Source organism: Mesosutterella faecium (assembly GCF_022809315.2).
Taxonomy (GTDB): Bacteria; Pseudomonadota; Gammaproteobacteria; order Burkholderiales; family Burkholderiaceae_F; genus Mesosutterella; species Mesosutterella faecium.
In genome coordinates, this window is record NZ_JAKZJU020000001.1 from 1785689 (window position 1) to 1811217 (window position 25529).

Below are 25529 nucleotides of genomic sequence, written 5' to 3' on the forward strand. Positions count from 1 at the left end.
CCAATTTTATTTTTCCGGGCACTAAAAAAGCAGCGGGAATTTCTCTCGCTGCTTTCTGCCCTGACGCTCCGCCAGGGACGGACCCGGCGGACCCTCAGGGCGGGCTCACAGTCCTGAGAGCCCGCGGCTGCGGGCCTTCAGGACGCATCCCATTACTTGCCGAAGTAGCGGTCAAGCAGGCCCTTGAAGGCCCTGCCGTGGCGGGCTTCGTCGCGGGCCATCTCGTGGACCGTGTCGTGGATCGCGTCGAGATTGAGAGCCTTCGCGCGCTTGGCGAGGTCGGTCTTGCCGGCGGTCGCGCCGTTTTCGGCCTCGACGCGCATCTCGAGGTTCTTCTTGGTGGAATCCGTGATCACTTCGCCCAGCAGCTCGGCGAACTTCGCGGCGTGCTCGGCTTCCTCGTGGGCGGCCTTCTCATAGTAAAGGCCGATCTCGGGGTAGCCCTCGCGGAAAGCGACGCGGGACATGGCCAGATACATGCCGACCTCGGAGCACTCGCCCTGGAAGTTGGCGCGGAGGTCGTTCTTGATGTCCTCGGGGACGTCCTTGGCAACACCCACCACATGCTCGGCGGCCCAGGTGAGCTCGCCCTCGACCGGGACGAACTTGGACTTCGGCTGATGGCAGGTCGGGCAGGTCCAGGTATCCGGCAGGTCGGCGAACTTCACGCCTTCCTTTTCTTCGTCGTAGATATGGCCGCAAACAGTGCAACGGTATTTCATAGGTTCTCCTTTATGAGTTATTTTCCGGCCTCGCCGGCTGCTCCTCCGGGCGCTTCCGGGCTCTGCCCGGTACCGGGGCCGCAGCGCTCTCTTTCCGGCGCGGCTGCAGGGCAGTTTATCAGTCCCCCCGGGGTTCAAAGAGACTTTTGTGTAACTTTTCGTACTGAAGGCCGCAGGCCCGGCTCTGCCGCCCGTACCGATGGCCGCCCCATAGGCCGGAAGGACGAGGCGCGGCCTCATTCTTTCGGCCCCCGATCAAAGCCCTCCCCTTTTTCCTCTTCTCCGCCGCGAAGGCCGGCGAAAAGGCGCTTTCCGGCCCGTTGGGAAAAGGCTCCGCCGGAACCTCAAGATGAGATTCATTTTCAATTAATTAGTGAAGCCCCGCTTCGCCGCGCGCCGGCGCCGGATCCTCGGAAACCCTGTCCTGCTGAGGATCTAGGCCGTCTGCATCTGCGGCTGCGGCCCGGAATTCCAAATGTCAAAAAATAAAAACAGCCTTCGGCTGAATGTCAAATTTGACATCGGAGACAGGGAATGTCTTCTTTTGCAAAAGTCCCGGGCCCGCAAGAATATCCCCGCCGGCGCGATCCCGCGGCCCGAAAGAGGCCCCCCTGGAGACGGATCGCCCGAGACTTCCCGCTTCCAGCTGCGGCGCCCAGCGCCCGCGCGGAAGCCGCAATTAAGGAGACACACAACATGGGCGTTGATTTTTTCCACCCCAGAGCCAGCCGGAGGACATTCCTTAAGGCCGCCGCGGCGGCCGGAGCCGCACTGGGGCTTCCGATGCTTCCGGTCACCCGCGCGGTCGCTGCCGCCGTGGACGAAATGGGCAGCTACAAATGGTGCGCCTGCGTGATCAACTGCGGGCAGCGCTGCCCGGTGCGCTGCTTCACCCGGGGCGGCCAGGTGATCCGCATTGAAACCGACAATTCCCAGCCCGACGGCAATGTGCCGCGCCAGATCCGCGCCTGCCAGCGCGGCCGCTCGATGCGCCAGCGCATTTATTCGCCGGACCGCCTGCGCTACCCGATGAAGCGCGTGGGCGAGAGGGGCGAAGGGAAGTTCCAGCGCATCTCCTGGGACGAGGCCGTGAAGACGATCGCCTCGGAGTGGAAGCGCATCAGGGCGAAGTACGGCAATGAAGCGATCTACTGGCAGTACTGCTCGGGCCAGCAGTCGCTCGTGAGCTCGCGCAGGGCCTGGCAGCGCCTCATGAACCTGATGGGCGGTTTCCTGAAGTACTACGGCTCGTACTCGAACGCGCAGCTTTCGGCCGCCTTCCCGCTCACCTACGGCGGACGCCCGGCCTCGCTCCCCTCGGAAATCGCGCACGCCGAGCTCTATGTGCTCTTTGGCAACAATCCCCTCGTGAACCGCCCCTCGGGCGGCGGCAAGGGCTACCAGATCGACCTCGCGCGCGAGCGGCACCGCCCGCGCATGATCCTGATCGACCCGGCCTTCACCGACACCGCGACCTCGCGGGCTGACCAGTGGATCCCGATCCGTCCGGGCACGGACGCCGCGCTCGTCTCCGCCCTCGCCTACGAGTTCATCACCCACGGGTGGATCGACCAGGCGTTCCTTGACAAGTACTGCGTGGGCTTTGACGCGAAGACCCTTCCGAAGTCCGCCCCCGCGCACTCCGACTACCGCTCCTACATCATGGGCGAGGGGCCCGACAAGACCCCGAAGACGCCGGAATGGGCGGCCCCGATCACGGGCATCCCGGTCGACGTCATCAAAAACCTCGCCCGCGAGATGGGCACGACCAAGCCCCTCTTCGTCTCCCAGGGCTGGGGCCCGCAGCGGCAGGCGAACGGCGAGGAGACCGCCCGCGCGATCGCCATGGTGCCGATCCTGCTGGGCCAGGTGGGGCTGCCCGGCACGAACTCCGGCGAGCACGAGGGCAACACGCCCTTCCCGGCCGTCTATCTGCCGGTGGGAACCAATCCCGTCAAGGCGACGATTCCCGTCTACCTGTGGACCGACGCGATCCTGCGCGGCCACGAGATGACCCGCCGCACCGACGCCCTGCACGGGGCCGAGCGGCTGAAGTCCGACGTGAAGATGATCATCAACTCGGGCGGCAATACGATGATCAATCAGCACGGCGACGCGAACTGGACCGACCGGGTGCTGCGCGACACGAGCAAGCTCGAGTTCCTCGTCGTGTGCGACAACATGATGACGCCCTCGGCCCGCTACGCCGACATTCTGCTCCCGGACACGCTCGGGCCCGAAACGAACGACCTCGCCTCCAACGGCGGCAGCCACGGCGACGTGGCCGGGCTGCTGGCGATCCAGAAGGCCGTGGAGCCGCAGTTCGAGCAGCTCCCCTCCTGGGAGATCTGCCGGCGCATCGCCCGCGAGCTGGGGCTCGAGGAGAAGTACACCGAGGGCCTCACCCAGATGGACTGGGTGAGGTGGTGCTACGAGGAGACGAGAAAGAAGGTGAAGCAGCTGCCCGACTTCGAGACCTTCTGGAAGAACGGCCGCGCCCTGGTCTGGGGCTACAGGAAGGACCCGATCGCGCTCGAGAAGTTCCGCCAGGATCCGGTCAAAAACAAGCTGAAGACCCCCTCGGGCAAGATCGAGATCTACTCCGAGCGGCTCGCCAAGGAGGTGAAGGACTGGGTGCTGCCCAAGGGCGACGCCATCTCCCCGATCCCGGTCTTCATGCAGACCTGGGACATGCCCGGCGACCCGAAGGCGAAGAAGTATCCGCTGCAGTGCTTCGGCTTCCACGGCCACGGCCGCATCCACTCGACCTTCCACAACCTGCCGTGGCTGCGCGAGCTGCACCCCGACGCGGTCTTCATGAACACGCTCGACGCGCAAAAGCGCGGCATCAAGGACGGCGACAAGGTCCGCATCTTCAACGACCGCGGCATCGTGGAGCTGCCCGCGCGCGTGACGCCGAGGCTCATGCCGGGGGTGTGCACGATCCCGCAGGGCGCCTGGTACAAGCCCGTGATGAAGGACGGACGCAGGGTGGACGTGGGCGGCTGCATCAACACACTCACCGGCCACCGCCCGAGCCCCTACGCGAAGGGCAACGCCCAGCACAACATCCTGGTTGAAATCCGCAGAATCTGACGCAACGGGAGACTGTCAAAATGACACAGAAAGGCTTTTACATTGATACGACCCGCTGCGCGGGCTGCAGGACCTGCTCGGTGGCCTGCAAGGACCTGAAGAACACCCCGGCGGGGATGAACTTCAGGCGCGTCACCGAGTTCGAGGGCGGCGGCTGGCAGAAGAACTGGGACGGAACCTGGCGGCAGGACGTCTTCGCCTACTACGTCTCGATCAGCTGCAACGAGTGCTCGGACCCGGCCTGCGTCAAGGTCTGCCCGACGCACGCCCACCACAAGCGCGCCGAGGACGGGCTGGTCGTGATCGACCAGGAGAAGTGCATCGGCTGCGGGGCCTGCGCGAAGGCCTGCCCCTACGGCGCGCCGCAGCTCGACCGCGCGATCGGCAAGATGAGGAAGTGCGACGGCTGCGTGGACCGCACGAGCCGCGGGCTGCAGCCCGTGTGCGTCGAGAGCTGCCCGGAGCGCGCGATCGAGTTCGGCGACATCGAGGCCCTGAGGAAGAAGCACGGCGAGTGCGCGGAAATCGCGCCGCTGCCCTCGGCCTCGCTCACGAAGCCCAACCTCGTGATCAAGCCCTGCCGCACGGCCAAGCCCGCGGGCTTCAAGGGCGGCACGGCCCATAAGTTCTAAGCGGCCGCGCCGGGGAACCCCCGGATGAACAAAAATCCCGAAGGACAAGTCCTTCGGGATTTTTTGTGTTAACCGCGAAGCCCGGACCGCCCCCGGCCGCTCTCTCCTATACGGCGGAGACGCCTCAACGGGCCCGTCGCAGTGTAACAAAATGTATTATGGCCTAAAAGCGCGCCCGGGAACAGTTCGGGAAATCCGCTAGGACCCAGGTGCAGGGCAAGAGGCTCAGGCCGCCTTGCCCTGGCTCTTTCCGGCGGGACGCCCGCGGCGGCGCGGAGCGGCAGGAGCGGCCTTCTCGGCGGCAGCCCCGGCCGCGGGCTTCGCGGCGGACTTTGCGGCGGGCCTGCCCGGCCTGCGGGGGGCGGTCTTCGCCGCAGCCTTCGCTCCGGTCTTCGCGGCGGCCCGGGCGGCGGAAGCCTTCACGGCCTTCGCCGGCTTGTCCTTCGGGGCCTGAGCCTTCGCCCTGGCCTTCTTTTCAGGCTTTGCGCCCTCTTCGGCCAGGTTTTCCGCGAACTCCATCTTCACCTTGAGCACGGGGGTCTTTTCCATCAGCTTGCGAAGCTGCTTCGCGCTCACTTCCTTCAAGCCGTCGAACTTCACGCTCGCCTCGGGCTGGCCGGGATTGGCTCCCGTGATCGCCTCAATCCTGCGGTTCGCGCTCTCGAGAACCTTGAGGACCTGACGCGACTTCTCGGGATCCATCCCCTGCTTCAAAAGCCTGAAGAGGCGTGTCACCGCCATGCCGGTTTCAACCCAAAGCTGCAGCGTCTCGGGAATCTTGCTTGATCTGCTCTTTGCCATGACTGAGCCTTAAAGAAGAAAAATTGAAGGGAATAAAACGGGAAAAAAACTTTGCGCCGGGCTAGTACCGGTCGACCACCTCGAGCGAGCTCTCGACCTGCACGCCGCGGAATTTGTCTGGGTTGCCGCGGTTGATCGCCACCAGGTCGTGCACCACGTTCATCGCGGAGCGCGTCGCCTCCTCGAGCCCGCGGCCCTCCATCATCCGGCCCATGAGGACCGAGGAGAACATGTCGCCCGTACCGGGAAAGAACACGGGGATCTCTTCGTAGGGGATGAGGAAGCTGCCGCCGCTGGCGGCGTCATAGCCCGCGACCTGGGGCTGGCCGTCGACCAGCGCGCTCGTGACGACGACGGACTTCGCGCCCAGGTCCCGGACGCGCCCGACGAGATCGAGGGCCTCGCCCCGGGTGAGGCTCTCGCGCCGGTACGGGGTGTCGGTGAGAAGGCACGCCTCGGTGTAGTTGGGAACCGTGACGTCGGCCCCCGCGACAAGCTCCCGCAGGTAGCCTACGGTCTGACCGGTAAGCCCGAGGTAGAGCTCTCCCTGGTCGGCCATGATGGGGTCGGTGAAGATCTTCGCGCCCCGGGCCGACTGCTCGGCGCAGAAGCCCCGCACGAGGTCGGCCTGCGCGCGCGAGGCCGTGAAGCCCGTGAACACCGCGTCGAACCGAAAGCCGAGCTCGTGCCAGATGCGCAGCGTGTTCTCCATGTACCCGGTGGTGTCGAGCACCTCGAACTTCCCGTAGTTGAACGTGTTCGAGACGAGGGCCGTGGGCAGGTTGTAAATCGAGTGCCCCATGTGCGAGAGGATCGGGAGCATCGCCGAGAGGGCGACCTTGCCGTAGCCGGCCATGTCGGTGATCAAAAGGATCTGAGAACTCATTGCGTTATACGTAAAAGCGGCGGAAGCCTGAGCGCCTACAAAGCGACATTATCGCAGAAGCGCGAAGCGCCGGGCCTGGGGCCGCAGCCGGAAAAAGGGGACGGCCCCGCCAGCCCTCCTCCGCCCCGGTCTTTGGCGGGAGCTGCGGCTTTGTGCTTAAATAACGCTATTCATTTTTATCCTAACGTTATTTGAATAACGCAACCTACAAAGGACAACTCCAGATGCTGAGGAAAATCATCGCCGCGGCGGCTCTCGCCGCGCTCCTTGCCAGCGGCGCGGCCCGGGCCGAAACCGTTTCCGTCACCACCGGCGCGGGCTACATCCCGATGTCGAAGGCGCTCGTCGCGGCCTGGAAGCAGAAGTCCGGCGCGGCCGTCACCGAGAGCTACGGCGGCAACATCGGGCAGATGCTCGCGCAGATCGCCTCGGGCAGCGGCGTGAACGTCGTGATCACCGACAAGGGGACGCTCGAGCGGCTGAAGACCCCGGTCAAATTCTCCGCGGAGCAGAACCTCGGGAGCACGCCGCTCGTGCTCGTCTGGAGAAAGGGGCTCACGCTCAAGAGCCCGGACGACCTGCAGGAAGCGGCCGTGAAGTCGATCGCCCTGCCCGACCCGAAGGCCGCGGTCTACGGACGCGCGGGCGCGGCCTACCTGAAGAGCCGCGGCTGGGATCAGTCACTCAAGGCGAAGACCATGCAGGTCGCCAACGTTCCCCAGGTCTTCTCCTACGTTTCGCGCGGCGAGGTTGATGCGGGGTTCGTGAACCGGCAGGTCGTCTCCCGCGGCGCCGGCAAGGTCGGCGGCTCGCTTGAGATCAAGGACGGCTATCCGCCTATCGACATGGTGGCCCTTGTGGTCGCGGGCCACGAGAAGGACGCCGACGTGAAGGCCTTCATGGGCTTTTTGAAGACCCCCGAGGCGAAGCGCATCCTCAAGAACTTCGGCATCGACTGATCCGAAAGGAGCGCGGGCCATGTTTTTCATTCCTGACAGTTTCCTCGACGAAGTCCTCTCCGAGGACATCCCCTACGGCGACCTTACGGTGAAGCTGCTTGGGATCGAGAGCCGGCGCGGACAGGTGCGCTGCTACCCCAAGGCCGACGGCGTGGTCTCGGGGATCGATCCCGCCGCGCGGATCTTCCGCCGCGCGGGGCTTGAGGCGCAGGTTCTGCACGCCGACGGCGACCGGGTGGCAAAGGGCGAACCCGTCATCGTCGCCCGCGGCAGCGCGGGCGCGATCCACGCCGTCTACAAGACGGCCCAGAACATCCTCGAGTACTGCTCGGGGATCTCGGGGCGGACCCGGGCGATGGTCGATGCGGCCCAGGCCGAAAATCCCCGCTGCCAGGTCGCCCTCACGCGGAAGCACTTCCCCGGCACGAAGCTGCTCTCGCTCTACGCGGGGCTCGCGGGCGGCGCGGTCGTGCACCGGATGGGGCTTTCGGAGTCCGTGCTCGTCTTCGACCAGCACCGCGTCTTCCGGCCCGACTTCCTCGACTGGCTGCAGGCGGTGAAGGCGCGGGACCCGGAGCGAAAGATCGCGGTCGAGGCCTCAAGCCCCGAAGAAGCGCTCTCCTTCGCCCTGAACGGCGCGGACATCGTGCAGTGCGAGCGCTTCACGCCTGAAGCGCTCCAGGCCTTCATCGGAGAAGCCCGCGCGAAGCGCCCGGGCCTTCTCGTTTCAGCCGCGGGCGGCGTGAAGGCGGAAAACGCCGCCCTGTACGCAAAGGCCGGGGCGGACTTCCTCGTCACCACCTGGCCTTACTTCGGGCGGCCCTTCGACATCAAGATGGAAATCACCGCGGTCTGAAAGGCTTAGGCGCGTTTGCTCACCATGGGCGATTCCCTTCAGATGCTCGAGCTCCTGCGCGAGAGCGACCTCGCCTTTCCGATGGCGCTCACCCTCAGGGCCTGCGCCGCGAGCCTCGTTCTTTTCCTCGCCGCGGGGGTGCCGCTCGCCTGGTACTGCGCGAGGCGAAACGGTCCGGCGGCCCGCGTCCTGATGTTCGTCTCGACGCTGCCGCTCGTCTTCCCGCCGGTGGCGCTCGGGTACCTGCTGCTTCTGCTGCTGGGCCGCAGCGGGCCGCTGGGCGAGCCTCTCTACAGCCTTTTCGGCCTGAGGCTCGTCTTTACGCCGCTCGGGGTCTACCTCGCCGCCTTCATCGCGGGGCTGCCGCTCGTGCTGCGGCCCCTGAAGGTCGCGCTCGAGAGCCCCGCGCTTAGGAACCTCGAGGCCTGCGCGCTCACCTGCGGGGTGAGGCCGGTCAAGGTCTTTTTTCTCGTCACCCTGCCCCTCATCCGCAGCAGCCTCGCCGCCTCGCTCCTGCTCGGGACGGCGCGCGCCTCGGGCGAGGTGGGAATCACGATGATGCTGGGCGGCAACATCGAGCAGAAGACGAGCACGCTCTCGCTTGAGATCTTCAACGCGGTCGGGCGCGGCGACTTCGACGCGGCCACCGCGCTCTGCCTCGTGCTCGGGGCGATGGCGCTTGCGATCTACGCTCTGCTCGAGCTCGTCCGCGGCCGGCAGGCGCTTTAAAAAGGAGAAGTCCGGAGCGGCCCTCCGGAAGATTTTCGAAAGGCCGGCTCTTCGCTTTTTTAGAACTGCCCGCGGGGCTCCTCGCCCCGGGCGAGCGTCTCGAGCCTGTCCTTCGCAAGCGCCGCGAACACGGTCGAAGCCGCGGGCAGCACCTCGTCGTTGAAGTCGAAGGTCTGGTTGTGCAGGGGCACCGTGTGGTCCTTGTCGCGGATGCCGAAGCGCATGATGCAGCCCGGCACCACCCGCTGGTATTCGGCGAAGTCCTCCGACCCCATCATGGGGTCGATCGAGGGCCGCACGTGCTGCGAGCCGAAGAGCCCGGTCACGACCCGGATCGCCGCCTCGGTGAGCGGCCTCGAGTTGTTCACCGCGCAGATGAGATGCGTGTAGGTGATCTCCGCGGTGCAGTCGTTCGCCTCCGCGACCCCGGTCACGATCTTCTTGAACTTCTCCTCGACCAGCCGCCGGATCTCGGGGTCGAACGTGCGCACGATGCCGCTGAAGGTGAGCATGTGGGGAATCACGTTGAGCGTCTCAAGCCGCCCCGCGTTGAAGGAGCAGACCGAGACCACCGCCGTCTCGATCGGATTCACGCGCCGCGAGACGATTGTCTGCAGCTCGCTCACGATCGCGCAGCCCACGGGGATCGGATCCACGCCCTGGTGCGGGCGGCCGCCGTGGGTTCCGACGCCGCGAAGCGTCACCTGGAACGTGTCGGAGGCGGCCTGCAGCGGCCCCGCCCGGAAGCCGAAGACCCCCTTGTCGAGGAAGGGATCGTCGTGCGCCCCGAAGATCTCCTTCACGTTGTACTTCTGGAAGAAGCCCGACTGGATCACCGCGATCGCCCCCTTGCCCGGCTCCTCTGCGGGCTGGAAGAGCCCCACCACGCGGCCGGGGAATCCGCGCTTCAGGCGCAGGTAGCGCAGCGCCCCGAGGAGCCACGTCTGGTGCCCGTCGTGCCCGCAGGTGTGGGCGTGGCCTTCGATCCGGCTCTTCCAGGGCTTGCCCGAGCAGTCCTCCATCGGGAGCGCGTCGATGTCGGCGCGCAGCGCGATCGTGGGGCCGGGGCGGCTGCCGTCGACCACGGCGACGACGCCTCCGGGCACCGTCTCGGTGTCCACTCCCGTGATGCCCCAGGACTGCAGGTATTTCACGATCCTCGCCACCGTAAAGGGCGTGTCAAAGCCAAGCTCCGGCGTCTCGTGTATTTCGCGCCGGATGGCGGCAAGCTCATCGGCCCACGCGGCGATTTCGGGATAGACCCGGTCCTTCAAAACGATTTCCATCCTGCGCTCCTCGGCAAGGGAGAAAAAATTTCCCCTGCATTGTAGGACAGACGGGGTCGCCCGAGGGGCGCGCCGGAGGCCCCCGCTATAATCGCGCAAGTCAGAGCCAGAACCGGAGGCAATCCATGGTTCAGAACGAACGCGCCGCGCTGCCGAGCTCCGAAGAGCTCGAGCTTCTCGCCGGCCTCTTCAGGACCGAGTCGCTTCGCGACGCCGCGGCGTCGCTGCGCATCTCGAACTCGACCGCGAGCCGCAGGCTCTCCGAAATGCGCGCCCGGTTCTCCGACCCGCTCTTTACCCGAAGCGGCAGCCGGCTGCTGCCCACGCCGCGGATGAAGGAGATTGCGGCGAAGCTCTTTCCCCTCCTCGACTCCCTCGAGCACTTCTACGACGCAAAGGCCTTCGAGCCCTCGCAGCTCAAGGGCCAGTTCCGCATCCTCACGACCGACAACAACTTCCTCAACATCCTCTCGCCGGTGCTTCCCCGGATCAGCCGCGAGGCCCCGGAGCTCGAGCTCGAGGTGATGCCCCTGAGGCGAAACGGCATGTGGCAGCTCATCTCGGGGAAGGCCGACCTCGCGATCTACGCCTTTCCGGAGTACAGGAGGGAAATCCGGGCCGCGCCCCTCGAAAAGGACCGCTACTGCCTGCTGCTGCGGCGCGGGCACCCGGCCGCAAGGCTCTGGCTGCGGGAGGGGGAGCTCACCCTGGCGGCCCTCTCGCCCTACACCCAGATCATGAACCCGCGGTTTTCGCGGACGCTTCGCGACCCCTGCGGCTACGAGCGGGGCCCGGCCAGAAAAGGCTCTACTCGCCCTTTTTCAACACCAATCCGGCGCTTCTCCTTGAGTCGGACTTCGTGCAGTGGACGCTCGAGTCGGCCGCACGCCGCGCGATCGACGCGACCGAGGACGAGCTGCTCATGATCCCGGCCCGCGCCTTCACCGACTACGGTCCGACCGACACGGTCACGTCGCTGCTGCTCTGGGCGGCGCGGTCCGAAAACGACCCGCTCAGCCAGTGGGTGCGCTCCATCATCATCGGAGCTGCAAGGGAAAAGAATCCGGGCGGCGCGGGGCTCCCGCTTCCAGGCAAAAGCGGGGAGGCCTGAAAAAGGAGAGCCCAGGCCGGCTGATTCCCGGCCCTTAGAACACCTCGCGAAGCCGCCTGAGCAGTCCCCGGGCGGGGAAGCCAGGACGGTGGGCGGGAAAGTCCCGCTCCTTGTCCGGGCCGCAGCCCGCGGCTGCGGCCGCGGCCATCGCCGCGCGCCTCGTGGCAAGGAAAAGCCGCAGGACGGCCCGGTCGTAGGGCTCAAGCGCTCCGGCCTCCGTGGCACACCTGCGGCCGAGGGCTCCCCAGCCTCCCCTGTGCTCGAAGACGTCGCTTGCGAAGGCGGCGTCAAAGAGCCGTCCGGCCGCGCCCCCGAGAGCGGGCCAGAAGGGCCGGGACGGCAGGCCCGCCTCGCCGCGCAGAATCGAAAGAGCGCGCCCGAAGCAGGCGCTGTAGGCCTGGAGCCCGAGCCGGGAGGCAAGCGACGCCGACTCTTCCAGGGCCGACCTCAGCTCAAGCGCAGCCCGGGGGGCGTCGAGCGGGGGCTTTCCGCCTTCTTCGAGCCGCTCCTGGAAGGCGACGGTGTAGCGGCCCTTTGAGGCCTGGAACCAGCGGGCCGCGAAGGCCGAGCGGCGGCCGTCTGAAAAATCGACGAGGACGCGGGCGGGCGCAAGGCTCCCGGGCTCGAGCGGAAGCTCGCAGCCGAAGCGCTGCGCGCCCATCGCGAGGCAGCGCCCGAACCACTCCGTGGGGCTTCGGGCCGCAAACTGGCCGCCCGAGACCGGCAGGAAGCGAAACAGGATCGACTCGGCTTCAGGTGGAGCGGTGAAGGCAAAGTCCGAAGAGGAGGCGATCGCGGCCTGGGCCTGGGCCGCAAGGGACGCGGCGAGGAAGTTTTCTCCGTTCATGGCGGGACTTCAGCCGAGGATCGCCTTCATGACCAGCTCCATCGTGGCGTCGTCGAGCCCGTGGCGCTTTTCAATCTGCTGGAGATCGGTGTAAAGGGCGGCGAGATCCGCGGGCTTCAGGGCGCAGAAGTCCTCCGAAGTCCTCACTCCATAGCCTTCCAGAAGCTTCTCAGTTTCCTGCTTCACCTTCTCGTCCATCGGGGTGCATCCTCCTGAAATTCGCGGGCTTTCCTTGAGCCGATCAAAAAAACAAGCGCAAACTCTAACTCAAATTTCAGGTAAGCGAAATAGCCTAGATCAGGAAAGGCACTCGCAGGGGCGGGTGGAAGCGGCCCCGGCGCTGCGGCTCGCAGCGCTGCGAAGGCCCCTCCCCCGCTTTTTTTTCAAAGAAAGAGCGGGGGGCGGGAAAGCGCCGGCCTCAGCCGAGCTTCGCGTAGTCTTCGTCGGCGACCGGCTCGCACCACTCCGTGCGGGCGCCCTCGCCCGGGACTTCGATCGCGAGATGCTGGAACCAGCTGTCCTTCGCGGCCCCGTGCCAGTGCTTGACGCCTGCCGGAATGTGGACGACGTCGCCCGGCTTCAGGACCTGCGCCTCCTTTCCCCACTCCTGGTACCAGCCGCGGCCCGCGGTGACAAGCAGCATCTGCCCGCCGCCTTTCTCTGCGTGGTGGATGTGCCAGTTGTTGCGGCACCCGGGCTCGAAAGTGACGTTGCCCACCGTCACCTGCTCGGTGGAGAGCATGTTGAGGTAGCTCGTCCCGATGAAAAACTTTCCGTAGGGGTTCACGTCTCCCGTCGGGAATACGCTCATTTCCTTCTTTTCTGCCATTCCAATTGTTCCTTTAACAAGCTGAATCAAAGCCTGTGGGCATTGTAGGCATGAGCTCAAATGATGTTAAATGCCGATTTATTATCCGATTGGATTCCTGTTTTGCATGAATGGGGCACCGTTTTGCCAGGGAGCACCTCCTTTCGGAATCAGGCCTCCGTCAGCTGAAAATCCGCTGACAGTCTCCGGGGAGCACGATTTCCACTGCGCTGTCCGGATAAAGCTCCTGAAATTTGGCGACGCCCCGAGAATGCTGGGTTTTATCGGAAAGCTTGCATTCAAAGGCATGGATTTTCTGGTCCCGCACTTCCACCAGATCCACTTCGGCCGGATTGTGCCCCGTGTTTCTCCAAAAATAGATTTGAGTGAAGTCGCGCTGGATGTCGTGCATTTTCACCCTTTCCATGAAGAAGAAATTCTCCCAGAGCGCCCCGGCGTCCTCTCTTTCGGCAAGCGGCGCGAAATTGTGAATCAGCGCATTGCGGATCCCGTTGTCGAAGAAATAAATCTTTTTGCCTTTTTTGAGTTCCGAGGCGAGGTTTTTGGAAAAGGACGGACAGACCCTGACGATCGAGGACTGCTCGAGCTTGCCGATGTAAGCCTCCACGGTGGGGCGGGTGAGCCCGCACTCGCGCGCCAGGCCGTCGTAGGAAACTTCGGATCCCACCGAATAAGCGAGCAACTGCACGAGCATCCGGAATTTATCAAGCCGGCGCACCGGCGTTTGTTCCAGAAGATCCCGCAGAAGCAGTCCGTCGCAGTAATCCTCCAGGAAGGCGCGGCCCCCTTCAGGATCCGTGAAGACGTTGGGCATCATCCCGGACACTAAAAACTGATCGAGGCGGCCGTTGACATACCCCCAGCTCGCATGTTCGGCTATTTCCTTCAAAGACAATGGCCACATCCGCCGGGATACAACCCTGCCCAGCGCGGACTCCTTGATGGAGGCGAGGTAAAGGGGGGAAGAGCTCGTGAGGAAGATGCGGTCAGGCTTTTCCAGCCGCTCATTGGCATCCACAAGCATTTTCACGATATTGCCGATGTCCGGGATTTTGTGAGCCTCGTCGATCACCAGGGTCGGGGCCTGCAGCAGCGCATTGCGGACATCTCCGGCAGTCTGGAAGCGCAGGCTTCTCGCCGCCTCGGGCGTATCGCCGATGTACCACCTGGCATTGGCCGTGCCTACAAGCTCTTCGAGCAGGGTGGTCTTCCCCACCCGGCGGGGTCCGAAAACGGCAACAGCCTTGGACGGCGTGCCACGGGCGACTTCAGGCATGAGGAGGCGGTGGATTAAGGACATAGTTAAAAAATATATTTTCGAATTTTGATACAAAAATCGTAAATACAGTATACAAATTTTGTAAGCGGCCGACTTACTGCCTCAGATTCGGAAATGCGCCTGAGGCTTCGCCATTCGAACAAAACGGGCCTGAGCTCCTCTCGTTTCTCCGCCGGGCGCAAAGACCTAAGATTTTGTCATTTTGCACAATTATTTCTTGCACTTTGCGCCCTTTTGTACAAAACACCCCGTCCGTAGAATCGGAAAGCGTCCTGAAGGCGGGAAAGCGTCAAAGTTCCAGCCCCTCGAAAAGCACAGCAGCAAAACCCCAAGGAGAGAACAACAGCATGAAACTCGCGAAACTATTCCTCGCCGCCGCAGCCGCGGCCGCAGCGAGCGCTCCGGCCGCAGCCGCGAGCGTCACGGTCTACGGCGTCATCGATCTCGGCGTGGGCGTCGCCCACACCTCTGGCTCCAATGCGGACGGCAGCCGCGTCGACTCGAGCACGGCCACGACGCTCAACAGCGGCATGCGCAACAGCTCCCGCATCGGCTTCAAGGGCACCGAGGAGATCGGCGACTACAAGGTGGGCTTCATCCTCGAAAACCAGTTCAAGGCGGATGACGGAACGCTGCAGACTTCCGGCACGCTCTGGGAGCGCGAGGCGTCGCTTTCGGTGGCCGGCCCCTTCGGCAAGGTGAGTGCCGGACACCTGGGACTGCTCAAAGGCGTGGTGGGCTCCACCTCGCTCATGAACTCCTACCGCGTGAACCCCTTCGGCTCCAACCTGAGCAAGTTTGCGGGCGGCTACAAGGCCTACACGACCGGCACGGCCTGGTACGCGGACAACGCGATCGTCTACTCGACGCCGAAGATGGGCGGCCTGGACCTGCACTTCCAGTACTCGAACGCCTATTCGGGCCAGGAAGGCGCGACCTACAACAAGAAGGCGCGCTACTTCGCGGCTGCCGCCCGCTACATGTCCGGCCCCCTCTTCCTGCAGGCGATCGCCGACACCACGAACCTGGGAAGCGAGGCGGGCGGAGCCTCGCGCGCCCAGACCGACCGGGTGAGCCGCGACCCGATGTCGCTCAACGTCTCGGCCGCCTATGACTTCGGCGTCGTCAAGCCCTATCTCATCGCCGAAGTCTTCAAGGACAGCACGCTCAACACCGTGGGCAGCTGGATCGCCGCGAAAAGCGGCAAGGGCTACGACGGCGCGGGCGGCACCTTCGTGCTGCAGTTCCCTGCCTTCGGCGGAAAGGCGAAAATCGGCGGCGGGTTCATGAAGGCGGAGCTCTCCGAGTCGACGCCGGATCTTAAAAAGAGCGACATCCGGCGCTGGGGCGTGAGCGCGGGCTTCGACTATGTCCTCACGAAGAGGACCCACCTCTACACGAACGCGGGCTACGTGGACCAGAAGGAAGAGGTCACAAACGGCACGAACCGCAGGCACGGCGCGGAGTTCGTGCTGGGCACGGTGCATTACTTCTAAAGACCGGCCGGATCGTCCCGGAGAGGCGGGAGAGCCTGCAGGTTTTCCCCGCCCCCTTCCGCCCGGCTCCTTCCTCGCCCGGCCGCTCCTTTTCTCTTCCGGAGGGACAGGGACGGACCGGGTGAAAAGGCTCGCATCCCTCCCGCCGATGCGCTATGTTTGAGTGAGCGGCGCAGACAGCGCGCCCCCGCACTGCCTGCGCGTGCTTCGGGGAGGGAACTCTCATGAAATGCTTCAACCTATGCTTTGACGCAGCCGCCGTCGTGTTCCTCACGCTCTTCAACCGCTTCGTGCTGCATGACATCATCGCCCGCGACGGGCTGCTGCGCTATGTTCCGCCCGACTTGGTCTCGGGCTCCAGGGGCTTTGTGATCGCAGTGCTGGGCGGCATCGCGTTCATCGTCGCAAACGGCGCGGCCTTCTGCTGGGCCAGGCGCGAGCTGCGGGCCCGAGGCGGCCGCTTCTCGCGGCTTCTCGGCTGAGGGCTCGAAAGCCGCAGGCCCTGTGGAATGGATGAAATGAAATACTTTCTTATTCTCTTCAACGCCCTCGCGATCGTGTTCCTCGTCCTTTTCGACCGCTTCGTGCTGCACTACATCATCGCGCGCGACGGGCTGCTGCGCTACGTGCCGCCCGAGTGGGTCTCGGGCTCCAGGGGCTTTGTCCTCGCGGTGCTCGGAGCCATCGTGTTTCTCGCCGTGAACGGTTCGGCCTTCTGCTGGGCCAGGCACGAACTGCGGGTCCACGGCGGGCGCTTCTCGCGGCTTCTCGGCTGAAAAAGAAGCTGGGCGCCCTCCCCCTCAGGCCCCCTTGAGGGCCTCGAGCACCTGCGCGGCGTGCCCCGCGGCCTTCACCTTCCGCCATTCAAAGGCAATCTTCCCGTCCTTCCCGATCACGAAGGTGCTCCGCACGACCCCCTGCACCTTCCGGCCGTACATATTCTTTTCATGGATCACGTCGAACTGCCTGCAGACCTTTTCCTCCGGGTCCGAAAGCAGCGTGATCCCGAGCCCGTAGCGGCAGATGAAATTCCGGTGGCTCTTCTGGGAGTCCCGCGAGACGCCCGCCACCGTGTAGCCCAGCTTTCGGAACTCGCCTGCAAGCTCCGTGAACTCGCGCGCCTCCGTCGTGCAGCCGCTCGTGCTGTCCTTCGGATAGAAATACAGCACCAGGGGCAGGTGCTCTGAAGCCTTGAACTCGGCTCCGTCCGAGTCCGGCAGCGTGAAATCGGTGTTCTCCGTCATGGCTCCCTCCAGCCGTTGATGAGTGTCAATGCCTCCAGTTTAGCCTCAGGCGACCCAGCGGTACTCCTTCGCGGTGTGCTCCATCATGCGGTTCACCCGGGCCTCGAGCCAGTCAAGGAAGTAGCGCACGCGCCGCTTCCTGTAGGCGTTTCCCGGCGCGAAGAGGCAGAGCATGCGCGGGGGGCGGCTCCAGCCGCGCATCACGGGCTGGATCTGCCCGTCATGCAGCCCCTCGATCGCGAAATAAAAGGCGAGGTCGGGGATGATCCCGCCGCCCAGCACCATGGCGTCCCTCGCGTTGATCTGGCTGTTGAAAGTCATCGAGCGCTTCCACTCGAGCTTTTCGGCCACGGAGCCGTGCGTGAGGTAAGTGACGGAGCGGCGGTTGGGCATGTTGAGGAGTACCCCGAGGTGCTGCGCGCAGGCCGAAGGACTCTCGGGCTCGCCGAAGCGCTGCAAATAAAGGGGAGAGGCGCAGGCGATGAAGGGCATCTCGCCGCACTCGCGCACGACCATGCCGGGAGGCAGCTCTTCGGTGGGCATGTAGGTCATCACGACGTCGTTGCCTGAGGCGGCCGAGAGCACGTCCATCACGCCGGTCGTCATCTCGTGCAGCTCGAGCACGATGTCCGGGTTCGACATCTGGAATTCGACGAGCGCGGGGGTGAGGAAGACCTGGCGGAAGCCTGCGGTGGAGGAGACGCGGATGCGGCCCGCGAGCTTGTCCACGTCGTCCTCGAGCTCGGCAAGCATGTCCTGGTTGAGCTTTGTGATCCCGGAGGCGTAGCGGTAGAAGATCTCACCTTCCTTCGTAAGCCTCATCGGGCGCGTCTGCCGGTTGAAAAGCGGCACCCCGACGTCGTGCTCGAGCTGCCGGATCGTACGGAACGCGTTGCTCGGCTCCACCCCGAGCTCGAGGCTCGCCCGCTTCACGCTCATGAAGTTCACCGTCTCGCAGAAAACCTTCAGGTTTTCGATGTTTTCATATTTTTTCATTTAGTGATCAATTTTGATTCATTAATGGCTTAATTTACCCTTTACTAAACCATGTTTGATATACAGAATATGTCCTAGGCGATAAGGATTAGGCCAGTTCTGATAATCCCGCCTGAAGATCTATATCACGGACGGCTCTCCGCGCAGCGGCGCGCAGGCCTTCAGTTTTAAGGAGATGAAGAATGTCTCGTATCGAACACGATTTCCTTGGCGACCTTGAGATCCCGGACAATGTCTACTACGGCGTGCAGTCCATGCGCGGCAAGGAGAACTTCCACATCACCGAGCACTCCATGCGCGAGGACAAGTACTTCATCGAGGCCTTCGCCCAGGTGAAGAAGGCCGCCGCCCGCACGAACAAGGAGCTGGGCACGATTCCGGCCAACGTCGCCGACGCCCTCATCTCCGCCTGCGACGATCTGCTCGCGGGAAAGTACCACGACCAGTTCGTGACCGACTGGCTGCAGGGCGGCGCGGGCACCTCGACCAACATGAACACGAACGAGGTGATCTGCAACATCGCCTGCGAGAAGCTCGGGCTGCCCAAGGGCTCCCAGAAGCAGGTCTCGCCCAACGACCACGCGAACTTCGGCCAGTCCACGAACGACACCTATCCGACCGCGCTGCACCTCGCGATGTACCTGCGCTCTGAGGATCTGCTCAAGGCCCTCGAGCAGCTGCGCGACTCCTTCTACAAGAAGGCCGATGAATTCAAGAACGTGCTCAAGATGGGCCGCACCCACCTGCAGGACGCCGTCCCGATGTCGATGGGCCAGGAGTTCCACGGCTGGGGCCGCACGATCGAGGACGAGATTGAGACGATCAAGGACGCCCAGAAGCATCTGCGCGTGATCAACCTGGGCGGCACCGCGATCGGCACCACCGTCACCTGCCATCCGGACTATCCGGCGAAGGCCGTGAAGTACCTCTCCGAGCAGACCGGGATCGATTTCCACAACAGCACGGACCTCATCGCCGCCACCTCCGACTGCGGCGCCTATGTCGCGATCTCCTCGGCCTTAAAGAGCCTCGCCGTGAAGCTCACGAAGGTCTGCAACGACATCAGGCTCCTTGCCTCGGGCCCCCGCACGGGTCTGTCCGAAATCAACCTGCCGATGCGCCAGCCTGGCTCCTCGATCATGCCGGGGAAGGTGAACCCGGTGATCCCGGAAGTGACCAACCAGGCCTGCTTCCTCGCTATCGGCCTTGACACCACCGTGATGCTCGCCGCCTCCGCCGGCCAGCTCGAGCTCAACGTGATGGAGCCTGTGATCTCGTTTGCGGTCTTCACCTCGATGAAGGTCCTCACGAACGCCATGATCACGCTGCGCGAGAAGTGCGTCGACGGCATCACCGCGAACGCCGAGCACACGAAGGACCTCGTCATGAACTCCCTCGGGATCGTGACGCTGCTCAAGCCCCACTTCGGCTACATGCTGTGCGCCGAGATGGCGAAGGAAGGCTACCTGCAGCACAAGTCCCTGCACCAGATCGTGGTCGAAGAGCGTAAGCTGATGAGCGAGGAAAAGTGGAACGAAGTGTTCTCCTTCCAGAACCTCATCGCCCCGAAGTTCGAGATGTAACTTCGGCGACGGGGAACCCGCAAGAGGCCTGAAAAAGGCCCTCGGGCTCCGGCCGGAGGGCGGAAGAGTCCGCCCCTCCGGCCTCGCTTTTTGGCTGGATCAGGCGCAGTCCGCTTTTTCGAAGGGGACTGCGCTTTTTTATAAGGAATCAGCTCATGATGAACACACTGAAGATTGGCGTTGTGGCGGGAATCCTGCCCGCCAGGGCTTATGAATTCACTTCCGCGGTCGAGGAAGTCTCACGCGAGACGGGCCGCGAGGCCGAAATCCTGCACGACTGGGAGGCCCTGCGGACGGACGGAGAGGACGAGCTCACGAGGCTGCGCGACGAGAAGATGCTCGCCTGCGACGCCGCGCTGCGGCTTCAGGCGAAGGGCGCCGACGTGATCGTGATCCCGAGCGCCCGCGTCTCCGGGTACCTCCCGGAGCTGCAGGCCGAACTCACCACGCCGGTGGTCGCCCTGGGGCCCGAAGACTGCCCGGACTGCGCCGCGAAGAAGCTCTTCGAGTCTGCTCCGAAGCCGGTCGCACGCGGCTTCAGGCTCGGCCTGATCGGCGGGCTCGGGCCCGCGGCCACCGTGGACCTCTTCAACAAGATCGTGAAGGCGACGCCCGCGAAGACCGACCAAGAGCACTTCAAGCTCATGATCGACGAGGATCCGCAGATTCCGGACCGCACGGCCTGCCTGCTCGCCGGCGGCACTGATCCCACGATCTCCCTCTACCACACCGCGAAGCGCCTCCAGGACAACGGGTGCGACGCGATCATCATCCCCTGCAACACGGCCCACGCCTTCCTGCCCTACATTACGCGGCGCATCCGCGTGCCCTTCATCGACATGCAGGTGGCGGCGCTCGAAGACATCCAGAAGCGCTTCAAGGAGCCCAGAATCGGGCTGCTTGCCACCTCCGGCACCGTGAAGACCGGCATCTACTCGAAGAAGGCCGAAAAGATGGGGCTGCCGCTTTTCGTCCCCGACGAGGAGCACCAGAAGCTCGTGATGTCTGCCATCTACGGCCCGAAGGGCGCCAAGGCGGGCTACACCGAGGGCGAATGCCGCGATCAGCTGCTCGCCGCCGCCGAGTACATGGTGCGCGAGAAGGGCTGCAACGTGCTCATCCTCGGCTGCACGGAGCTGCCGCTGATCCTGGACGAGACCGATGCCTTCCCGATCGCCGGGACCACGGTCGCGATCGTCGATCCGACCGCGGTGCTCGCGCGCAAGGTCGCCAAGCTCGCGATGGACGAGAACGCAAAGCGCGGGGCGAGGTAACAGGCTCCGCATTAAGCGCCGTCTCCGGCGCTTTAAGGCCCCGGGACCCGGGGCCCGCGCCCCGCGGGGACTGTCCCCCGCGGGGATTTTTGTCTCTCTGGCCCCTGTTTAAGCGAGTTGTTTCCGCTTTGTATCCCGCAGAACACTTCGTAGCACTTTTAAACCCCTGATTTCAGGCTTCTCCGGTAAAGTTCTTTCCGTGCGATGGGACAGCACAGGGTGCTTTCCCACCGGCCCTGCCGCCGACAGGGCCCTGGCGCATGAGGCAATCTCTCCTTTGGATATGGTCGGTATAGACCTAATTTTAAGCGTGGCATGAAGTGTGCCACGCTATTTTTTTGTTTCTTATAGAATTTTAATCAGTGTTTTTAAACGCCCCGGTTCGTCCGGCGGCACAAGCCCCTTCGGCCGCGCTCCCCCTCCTGCGCCAGTACGCTTCAATCAGCCTGAAGGCCTCGCTGCGGTCCCGCTCAAAGGCGGCCCCGACTTCCGCGGCGAGCCTGCCCGCGATTTTTCCGAGCAGCGCGGCCCGGGGGTTGTCCCGCGCGAACACGACGCTGTAGGTCCAGGAATCGCGGCGCCAGTGCCGCAGGATCGGCACCAGGCGCCCTTCCCGTAGATCCGAGAGGAACATGGAGACCGGCAGGTCGATCGAAATGCCCCGTTCCGCGAGCACCGCGTCCCGTATGGCCTCCATGTCTGAAAACACGAAAAGGTTGCGCCAGCGGCAGGCCTGCCTTCGGCCCGTTTCCTCATGCGTGAGGAAGGCGCTCGGAGGAAAAAGGTCAGCTGAGCGGATGATGCCGTCGTGGCCGGTGAGATCTCCGGGGTCGGCCGGCTCGCCGTGCAGTGAAAGATACCGGGGTGAGGCGAGCGGCACGGTGCTGCCCCGGATGGAGGTCCGGGCGTCAAGCCTCGGATCGGAGACATCGGCAGCGGTAAAGAGAATGTCGCACCGGCCCTCAAGCACGTCGCTGACCGTCATGCCGGGCTTCACTTCGCACATCAGCCCTTCGACGCCCTTCTTCTGAGCCAGCCGGTAGAGCGCTTCGCCTATCTGGCGCTTGCACATGGCGATCGGTCCGGAGACTGTGATGCGGGGCAGGAGAGCGCCCCCGGCGCTACGGACGGAGTCGACGGCGGCCGCAAAAGCCCGCCAGGGCGCCTCGATCCGGTTCAGGGCGCGCTCGCCCAGCGCGGTGAGCCTGCAGGGCCTCACGCCCCGGTCGACCAGCCTGCCGCCGAGCTCCTTTTCCAGCCACTGAATGCGCCTTGTCACATTCGAGGTCGTGCAGTCGCATTCAACGGCTGTCTGAATGAAGCTGCCGGTTTTCGCCAGGGACAGGAACGTCTGCCAGATCCGCGCATCGTAAGGAGAAATTTTCATACCGCGGCCGAATGCTGAAATCCAGAGTGCATTTTTTCATTTTGACCCTGAAAATACTGGGAACAGATTAGGTGTTTCCCCCAAAAAAAGAACCCGCCGGCCTCCGGGAGAGAGAGACTGGCGGGCTAGCGCAAAGCGGCGCTGCTCAGCGCTTCGCGACCTCACGGCCCGCGATGCGGCCGTTCACGACGCAGTCGGTCGTCGCGCAGGAGCCGAGGCGGACCGCCCCGTGGACGCCGCCCGTTGCCTCGCCGGCTGCAAAGAGCCCCGGGATCACCGCACCCTTGTTGTCGAGCACCTCCGCTCTGGAAGTCGTGAGGATGCCGCCCATGCAGTGGTGAACCTTGGGGGAAAGCCGCGTCACGAACCAGGGACCGTCGCCAAAGGTGTGCAGGTCCTCGTTGACGCGGCGTCCGAGGGGATCTTTCCTCGTTTTCACCGATTCGTTCACTTCGGCCACCGTCTTGAGGAACGCTTCCTTCGGGATTCCGTGGGCCCTGCAGAGCGCATCCGTGTCCGCGTATTCCTTGAGAACCCCGATCGCTTTCTGGCGTGACAGAAAGCCCGGACGGATCTTTTCAAATAGCGCCGCGCTCTTGGCGTCGCCTACCGACAGGCACTCGTGCCCCATGCCCAGATGCGCGAAGATCGCGTCACAGCGGATTTTTCGGTCGGCCAGCTCGTTTACGAAGCGCTTTCCCGTGGCGTTGTCGATCCAGAAGCCGTAAGCCTGGGTGTGCCCGGCCCAGGCCCAGCCGATTCCGAAGCCCTTTTCATCCGGGCTCGTGTAGGGCAGACACTGGATCCAGTCGGTCTGAATCATCTGCGCCCCGATCGTGGCGGCCTCGCGCCAGGCCTCGCTCGTCGCGCCGGGCTGATTGGTGCTCTGGATGCCGCTGCCCAGCCTCGGGTCGAACATCGAGCGGTAGGCGATGTCGTTGCCAAACCCGCCGTAGGCGAGCACGATGCCCTTGCGGGCGCGGATATTTTTCGCCCTGAGGGCCGAAGGATTCTTCCCCAGGCGGTAGCCTTCGCGGATCGTCACGCCCTCGGCCGCTCCCTGGTCGCTGAGCCAGATGCGCTCCATGAAGGTGCGGGTGCGGGGCCTGACGCCTGCCTGGGCAAGCTTCGCGAGAAGCTTGTTCACGATCTCGGAGCCGCTGCCGTTGATCGTGTAGAGGCTGCGAGGCACCGAGTGCCCGCCCTCGTGCTTGAGAATCGTGTCGCTGAACTTCACGCCGATCTCGTCCACCAGCATCCGGTAGGCGCCGTAGGCCTCCCTGCAGAGCGTGCGCACCTTGTCGGCGTGGTTCAGGTACAGGCCGGCCTTCATCATGTCGTTGTACATCTGCTCGGGGGAATCCTTGATTCCCTTGCGCTTTTGAATCTCCGTGCCGGGCACGCCCATGATGCCGCCGTTGATGATGGAGTTGCCGCCCGCGGTCGGCATCTTCTCGAGAATGACGACCGAAGCGCCGGCCTTATGGGCCTCGTAGGCCGCGCACAATCCCGCAAAGCCCGAACCGACCACGATGACGTCGACCGTCTCGTCCCACTTCGCGGGAAGAGGCCTGCACGCTTCCGCCGCACGCGCTCCGGCGCTGCCGAGCGCGAGGCCCATTGCTGCCGTCGTTCCGAGAAAGCGCCTGCGGTTGATTTTCTGTGTACTCATGCTGTCTCTCCTTAACTAACGAACCACGCTTTCATTTAAACAAAGGGGAGAAGCCGCAGAAACCCGTCCCGCGCAACGCTTTTTGAATGCGGCGCAATATGCGGAGGAAGAAATGAAGGGAGGATCTAATGACAGAAAAGCGCCGGCTCCTCTCTTCTTGAAAAGAGAAGGCCGGCGCCTCTATTTCCAGTCCCCTGCCCTTGAAGGAGCGGCCGAACCGCGTCCGCCAGGGACCCAGGAAATCAGAGAGCGGACTTGATCGCGCGGCGGGTGGCCTTGGTGGCCGCACGGCTGGCGGCGCGCTCCGCTGTCCCGGTCGGGTCCTGCGCCGCGTCGCGCACTTTCTTCGCCTTCTTCACCGCCTTGCGGGCGGTCTTCGCGTCCTGGGCCGCGTTCCGGCCGGCAACGCTCTGCTCGACCTTCTCGCGCGCGGCCTGCTTAGCCTGGCTCTGGGCCTCGGTCTTTGCCGCATTGACGGCGGCGTCGGTCACGGAGCCCACGGCGGAGGCGCAGGCGCCCGTGCTGTAAAGAATCGCGGCCGCCGCGACCGCGGCGGCGCAAATCGTCTGTTTCATCATGGTTTTCTTCTCTATTTCTGCAGAATCCGGGGCTCAGGCCTCAATAAAAGGCCTCCCGGTTCCGCCCGGATCGATTCCAGGCGGATCGTCCATTATAGTTTCCGGAATTCGGAAAATCGCGCCCGGACAACACCGGCCCCTCTCCCCTGTTTCCAAACGGCGGGGCCCGGACTTATCATCAAAGGCTCCGCCCATTACATCCCCTGCAGGGAAGAAAACCCGCCCATGAAGTACTCAGACATCAAAGCCTCGGTCCTCGAACAGTTCGCAGCCCCCGGAGGGTTCTCGGTCGTGCCCTACATCACGGGCTGCCCCGGGGGCGGCAAATCCGCCTGCGTGAGGGAGATCGCCCGCGCGCTTCAGGAGCGGCGCGGCATCCCCGGCTCCCGGGTGATCGAGTTCAACCCGTCGCTGCGGGATCCCGTGGACATCCTGGGGATCCCGGACACGCGGGGCGAGTACTGCCGGTGGCTGCCGCCCGAAGAGTTCTACGCGATCCGCGCCGGGCAGGGCCCCTCCGTGCTCATCATCGAAGAGCTCTCCGACGCCTCGATGGCGATGCAGAACCCGCTCTGCCGGGTGATCCTCGACCGCTGCGCCGGGCAGCTGAGGCTCTCGGAGGAACTCTACATCCTCGCCACCGGCAACCGCACGCAGGACCGCTCCGGGGCGAACCGCCTCAGCACGAAGCTCGGGAACCGGATGCGGGAGCTGCGCTTCGACACGGATCTCGAGGACTGGTGCCGGTGGGCCGCCCTCAACAACATCCGCCCGGAGATCGTGGGATTCCTTCGCTTTCGCCCGGCCCTTCTCTCGGACTTCGATCCGCTCCGAACGGTGAACCCCACGCCGCGCTCCTGGGAGGACGCCTCGAAAATCCCGACGAGCCTTCCCGAACCGGTCTTCTACGAGCATCTGGCGGGCTCCGTGGGCGAGGGAGCAGCGGCCGAGTACGCGGGCTTTCTCAAAATCTACCGGAGCCTGCCCGACATGGACGAGTTCCTGCGAAATCCCGCCCGAGTGAAGATCGGAAAAGAGCCCTCCGTGCTCTTTGCGCTCTGCGCAAGGATCTCGAGCGTCGTCTCGAAGGAGAACTTTCCAAAGTTCTACAAATTCTTACGCACCCTGCCCGACGAGTTCTGCGTGATGGGCGTGAGGGAGTGCCTGCTCGCCTGTCCCGCGATCGCCTCGACCAAGGCCTTCGCGGACTTCGCCGAGCGGCACCAGAACGCCCTTCTCGGCCAGAACTGATAAAAGGGACAGAAG

General features: G+C 64.2%; 26 protein-coding genes. 13 read left to right on the forward strand and 13 right to left on the reverse strand.

All coding sequences use genetic code 11. The annotated features are described in order from the left end of the window. Positions 1 to 152 precede the first annotated feature (152 nt). Entirely contained in the window at positions 153 to 722 is a 570-nt protein-coding gene (locus MUN46_RS08205; protein WP_281069855.1) for a ferritin family protein, read from the reverse strand. 696 nt (positions 723 to 1418) lie between these two features. On the opposite strand from MUN46_RS08205, the gene MUN46_RS08210 reads away from it, so the two are divergent. After that, positions 1419 to 3818 (forward strand): DMSO/selenate family reductase complex A subunit, encoded by a 2400-nt coding sequence (locus MUN46_RS08210; RefSeq protein ID WP_243376364.1) that lies wholly within the window; start codon positions 1419 to 1421, stop codon positions 3816 to 3818. Between the two features lie 20 nt (positions 3819 to 3838). Continuing rightward, positions 3839 to 4450: a DMSO/selenate family reductase complex B subunit gene (locus MUN46_RS08215; RefSeq protein ID WP_243376365.1), complete on the forward strand. Its 612-nt coding sequence runs from the start codon at positions 3839 to 3841 to the stop codon at positions 4448 to 4450. Positions 4451 to 4675: 225 nt separating this feature from the next. Here MUN46_RS08215 and MUN46_RS08220 read toward each other — a convergent pair whose 3' ends face one another. Both MUN46_RS08220 and MUN46_RS08225 read right to left on the reverse strand, forming a co-directional pair. Next, positions 4676 to 5251: a hypothetical protein gene (locus MUN46_RS08220; protein WP_243376366.1), complete on the reverse strand. Its 576-nt coding sequence runs from the start codon at positions 5249 to 5251 to the stop codon at positions 4676 to 4678. A 61-nt stretch (positions 5252 to 5312) separates the two neighbouring features. Beyond that, positions 5313 to 6137, reverse strand: a complete 825-nt coding sequence (locus MUN46_RS08225; protein WP_243376367.1) for a bifunctional hydroxymethylpyrimidine kinase/phosphomethylpyrimidine kinase — start codon at positions 6135 to 6137, stop codon at positions 5313 to 5315. Positions 6138 to 6361: 224 nt separating this feature from the next. Between MUN46_RS08225 and modA the strand changes: the two genes are divergently transcribed. From modA to MUN46_RS08240, 3 genes are read left to right on the forward strand one after another with little or no spacing between them, the layout of a single operon-like run. Then, entirely contained in the window at positions 6362 to 7096 is a 735-nt protein-coding gene (gene modA, locus MUN46_RS08230) for a molybdate ABC transporter substrate-binding protein (protein ID WP_243376368.1), read from the forward strand. A gap of 19 nt (positions 7097 to 7115) precedes the next feature. Then, positions 7116 to 7952 (forward strand): ModD protein, encoded by an 837-nt coding sequence (modD, locus tag MUN46_RS08235; protein WP_243376369.1) that lies wholly within the window; start codon positions 7116 to 7118, stop codon positions 7950 to 7952. Positions 7953 to 7976: 24 nt separating this feature from the next. Then, a complete protein-coding gene (locus MUN46_RS08240) occupies positions 7977 to 8681 on the forward strand; it encodes a molybdate ABC transporter permease subunit (protein ID WP_243376370.1) in 705 nt (234 codons plus the stop codon). A 59-nt stretch (positions 8682 to 8740) separates the two neighbouring features. Here MUN46_RS08240 and MUN46_RS08245 read toward each other — a convergent pair whose 3' ends face one another. Then, positions 8741 to 9967 (reverse strand): M20 metallopeptidase family protein, encoded by a 1227-nt coding sequence (locus MUN46_RS08245; RefSeq protein WP_243376371.1) that lies wholly within the window; start codon positions 9965 to 9967, stop codon positions 8741 to 8743. A 125-nt stretch (positions 9968 to 10092) separates the two neighbouring features. Here MUN46_RS08245 and MUN46_RS08250 point away from each other — a divergent pair, with 125 nt between their 5' ends. Together MUN46_RS08250 and MUN46_RS08255 are read left to right on the forward strand one after the other, a co-directional pair. Continuing rightward, on the forward strand, positions 10093 to 10893 hold the full coding sequence (locus tag MUN46_RS08250) for a LysR family transcriptional regulator (protein ID WP_243376372.1): 801 nt from the start codon (positions 10093 to 10095) through the stop codon (positions 10891 to 10893). Continuing rightward, positions 10827 to 11078 (forward strand): hypothetical protein, encoded by a 252-nt coding sequence (locus MUN46_RS08255; RefSeq protein ID WP_243376373.1) that lies wholly within the window; start codon positions 10827 to 10829, stop codon positions 11076 to 11078. The genes MUN46_RS08250 and MUN46_RS08255 overlap by 67 nt, the downstream gene beginning before the upstream one ends. Positions 11079 to 11112: 34 nt before the next feature. Here the strand turns inward: MUN46_RS08255 and MUN46_RS08260 are convergent, their stop codons facing one another. The 4 genes from MUN46_RS08260 to MUN46_RS08275 form a co-directional block, all read right to left on the reverse strand. Next, complete coding sequence (locus MUN46_RS08260; RefSeq protein WP_243376374.1) at positions 11113 to 11925, reverse strand: hypothetical protein; 813 nt, start codon at positions 11923 to 11925, stop codon at positions 11113 to 11115. A gap of 9 nt (positions 11926 to 11934) precedes the next feature. Next, on the reverse strand, positions 11935 to 12123 hold the full coding sequence (locus tag MUN46_RS08265) for a hypothetical protein (RefSeq protein WP_243376375.1): 189 nt from the start codon (positions 12121 to 12123) through the stop codon (positions 11935 to 11937). A gap of 220 nt (positions 12124 to 12343) precedes the next feature. After that, the gene (locus tag MUN46_RS08270) at positions 12344 to 12754 is read right to left on the reverse strand and encodes a cupin domain-containing protein (protein ID WP_243376376.1); all 411 of its coding nucleotides are present in this window, start codon (positions 12752 to 12754) and stop codon (positions 12344 to 12346) included. Between the two features lie 160 nt (positions 12755 to 12914). After that, entirely contained in the window at positions 12915 to 14030 is a 1116-nt protein-coding gene (locus MUN46_RS08275) for an ATP-binding protein (RefSeq protein WP_243376377.1), read from the reverse strand. Between the two features lie 350 nt (positions 14031 to 14380). On the opposite strand from MUN46_RS08275, the gene MUN46_RS08280 reads away from it, so the two are divergent. The 3 genes from MUN46_RS08280 to MUN46_RS08290 all read left to right on the forward strand — a co-directional run bounded on the left by MUN46_RS08280 (position 14381) and on the right by MUN46_RS08290 (position 16305). After that, positions 14381 to 15529, forward strand: coding sequence for a porin (locus tag MUN46_RS08280; protein WP_243376378.1), 1149 nt, complete (start codon positions 14381 to 14383; stop codon positions 15527 to 15529). Between the two features lie 224 nt (positions 15530 to 15753). Beyond that, complete coding sequence (locus MUN46_RS08285) at positions 15754 to 16011, forward strand: hypothetical protein (RefSeq protein ID WP_243376379.1); 258 nt, start codon at positions 15754 to 15756, stop codon at positions 16009 to 16011. Positions 16012 to 16047: 36 nt separating this feature from the next. Beyond that, complete coding sequence (locus MUN46_RS08290; protein WP_243376380.1) at positions 16048 to 16305, forward strand: hypothetical protein; 258 nt, start codon at positions 16048 to 16050, stop codon at positions 16303 to 16305. A gap of 24 nt (positions 16306 to 16329) precedes the next feature. Here the strand turns inward: MUN46_RS08290 and MUN46_RS08295 are convergent, their stop codons facing one another. Further along, the gene (locus tag MUN46_RS08295) at positions 16330 to 16773 is read right to left on the reverse strand and encodes a peroxiredoxin (RefSeq protein ID WP_243376381.1); all 444 of its coding nucleotides are present in this window, start codon (positions 16771 to 16773) and stop codon (positions 16330 to 16332) included. Positions 16774 to 16818: 45 nt separating this feature from the next. Beyond that, complete coding sequence (locus MUN46_RS08300) at positions 16819 to 17769, reverse strand: LysR family transcriptional regulator (RefSeq protein ID WP_243376382.1); 951 nt, start codon at positions 17767 to 17769, stop codon at positions 16819 to 16821. A gap of 182 nt (positions 17770 to 17951) precedes the next feature. Here MUN46_RS08300 and MUN46_RS08305 point away from each other — a divergent pair, with 182 nt between their 5' ends. Next, positions 17952 to 19352 (forward strand): aspartate ammonia-lyase, encoded by a 1401-nt coding sequence (locus MUN46_RS08305; RefSeq protein WP_243376383.1) that lies wholly within the window; start codon positions 17952 to 17954, stop codon positions 19350 to 19352. 155 nt (positions 19353 to 19507) lie between these two features. After that, a complete protein-coding gene (gene cuyB, locus MUN46_RS08310) occupies positions 19508 to 20626 on the forward strand; it encodes a cysteate racemase (protein ID WP_243376384.1) in 1119 nt (372 codons plus the stop codon). Positions 20627 to 20981: 355 nt separating this feature from the next. Here the strand turns inward: cuyB and MUN46_RS08315 are convergent, their stop codons facing one another. The 3 genes from MUN46_RS08315 to MUN46_RS08325 all read right to left on the reverse strand — a co-directional run bounded on the left by MUN46_RS08315 (position 20982) and on the right by MUN46_RS08325 (position 24263). After that, entirely contained in the window at positions 20982 to 22013 is a 1032-nt protein-coding gene (locus MUN46_RS08315) for a LysR family transcriptional regulator (protein WP_243376385.1), read from the reverse strand. Positions 22014 to 22158: 145 nt separating this feature from the next. Beyond that, on the reverse strand, positions 22159 to 23685 hold the full coding sequence (locus MUN46_RS08320; protein ID WP_243376386.1) for a flavocytochrome c: 1527 nt from the start codon (positions 23683 to 23685) through the stop codon (positions 22159 to 22161). 242 nt (positions 23686 to 23927) lie between these two features. Next, entirely contained in the window at positions 23928 to 24263 is a 336-nt protein-coding gene (locus tag MUN46_RS08325; protein ID WP_285230592.1) for a hypothetical protein, read from the reverse strand. A 225-nt stretch (positions 24264 to 24488) separates the two neighbouring features. Here MUN46_RS08325 and MUN46_RS08330 point away from each other — a divergent pair, with 225 nt between their 5' ends. Then, positions 24489 to 25514 (forward strand): AAA family ATPase, encoded by a 1026-nt coding sequence (locus tag MUN46_RS08330; protein ID WP_243376388.1) that lies wholly within the window; start codon positions 24489 to 24491, stop codon positions 25512 to 25514. Positions 25515 to 25529: the final 15 nt, after the last annotated feature.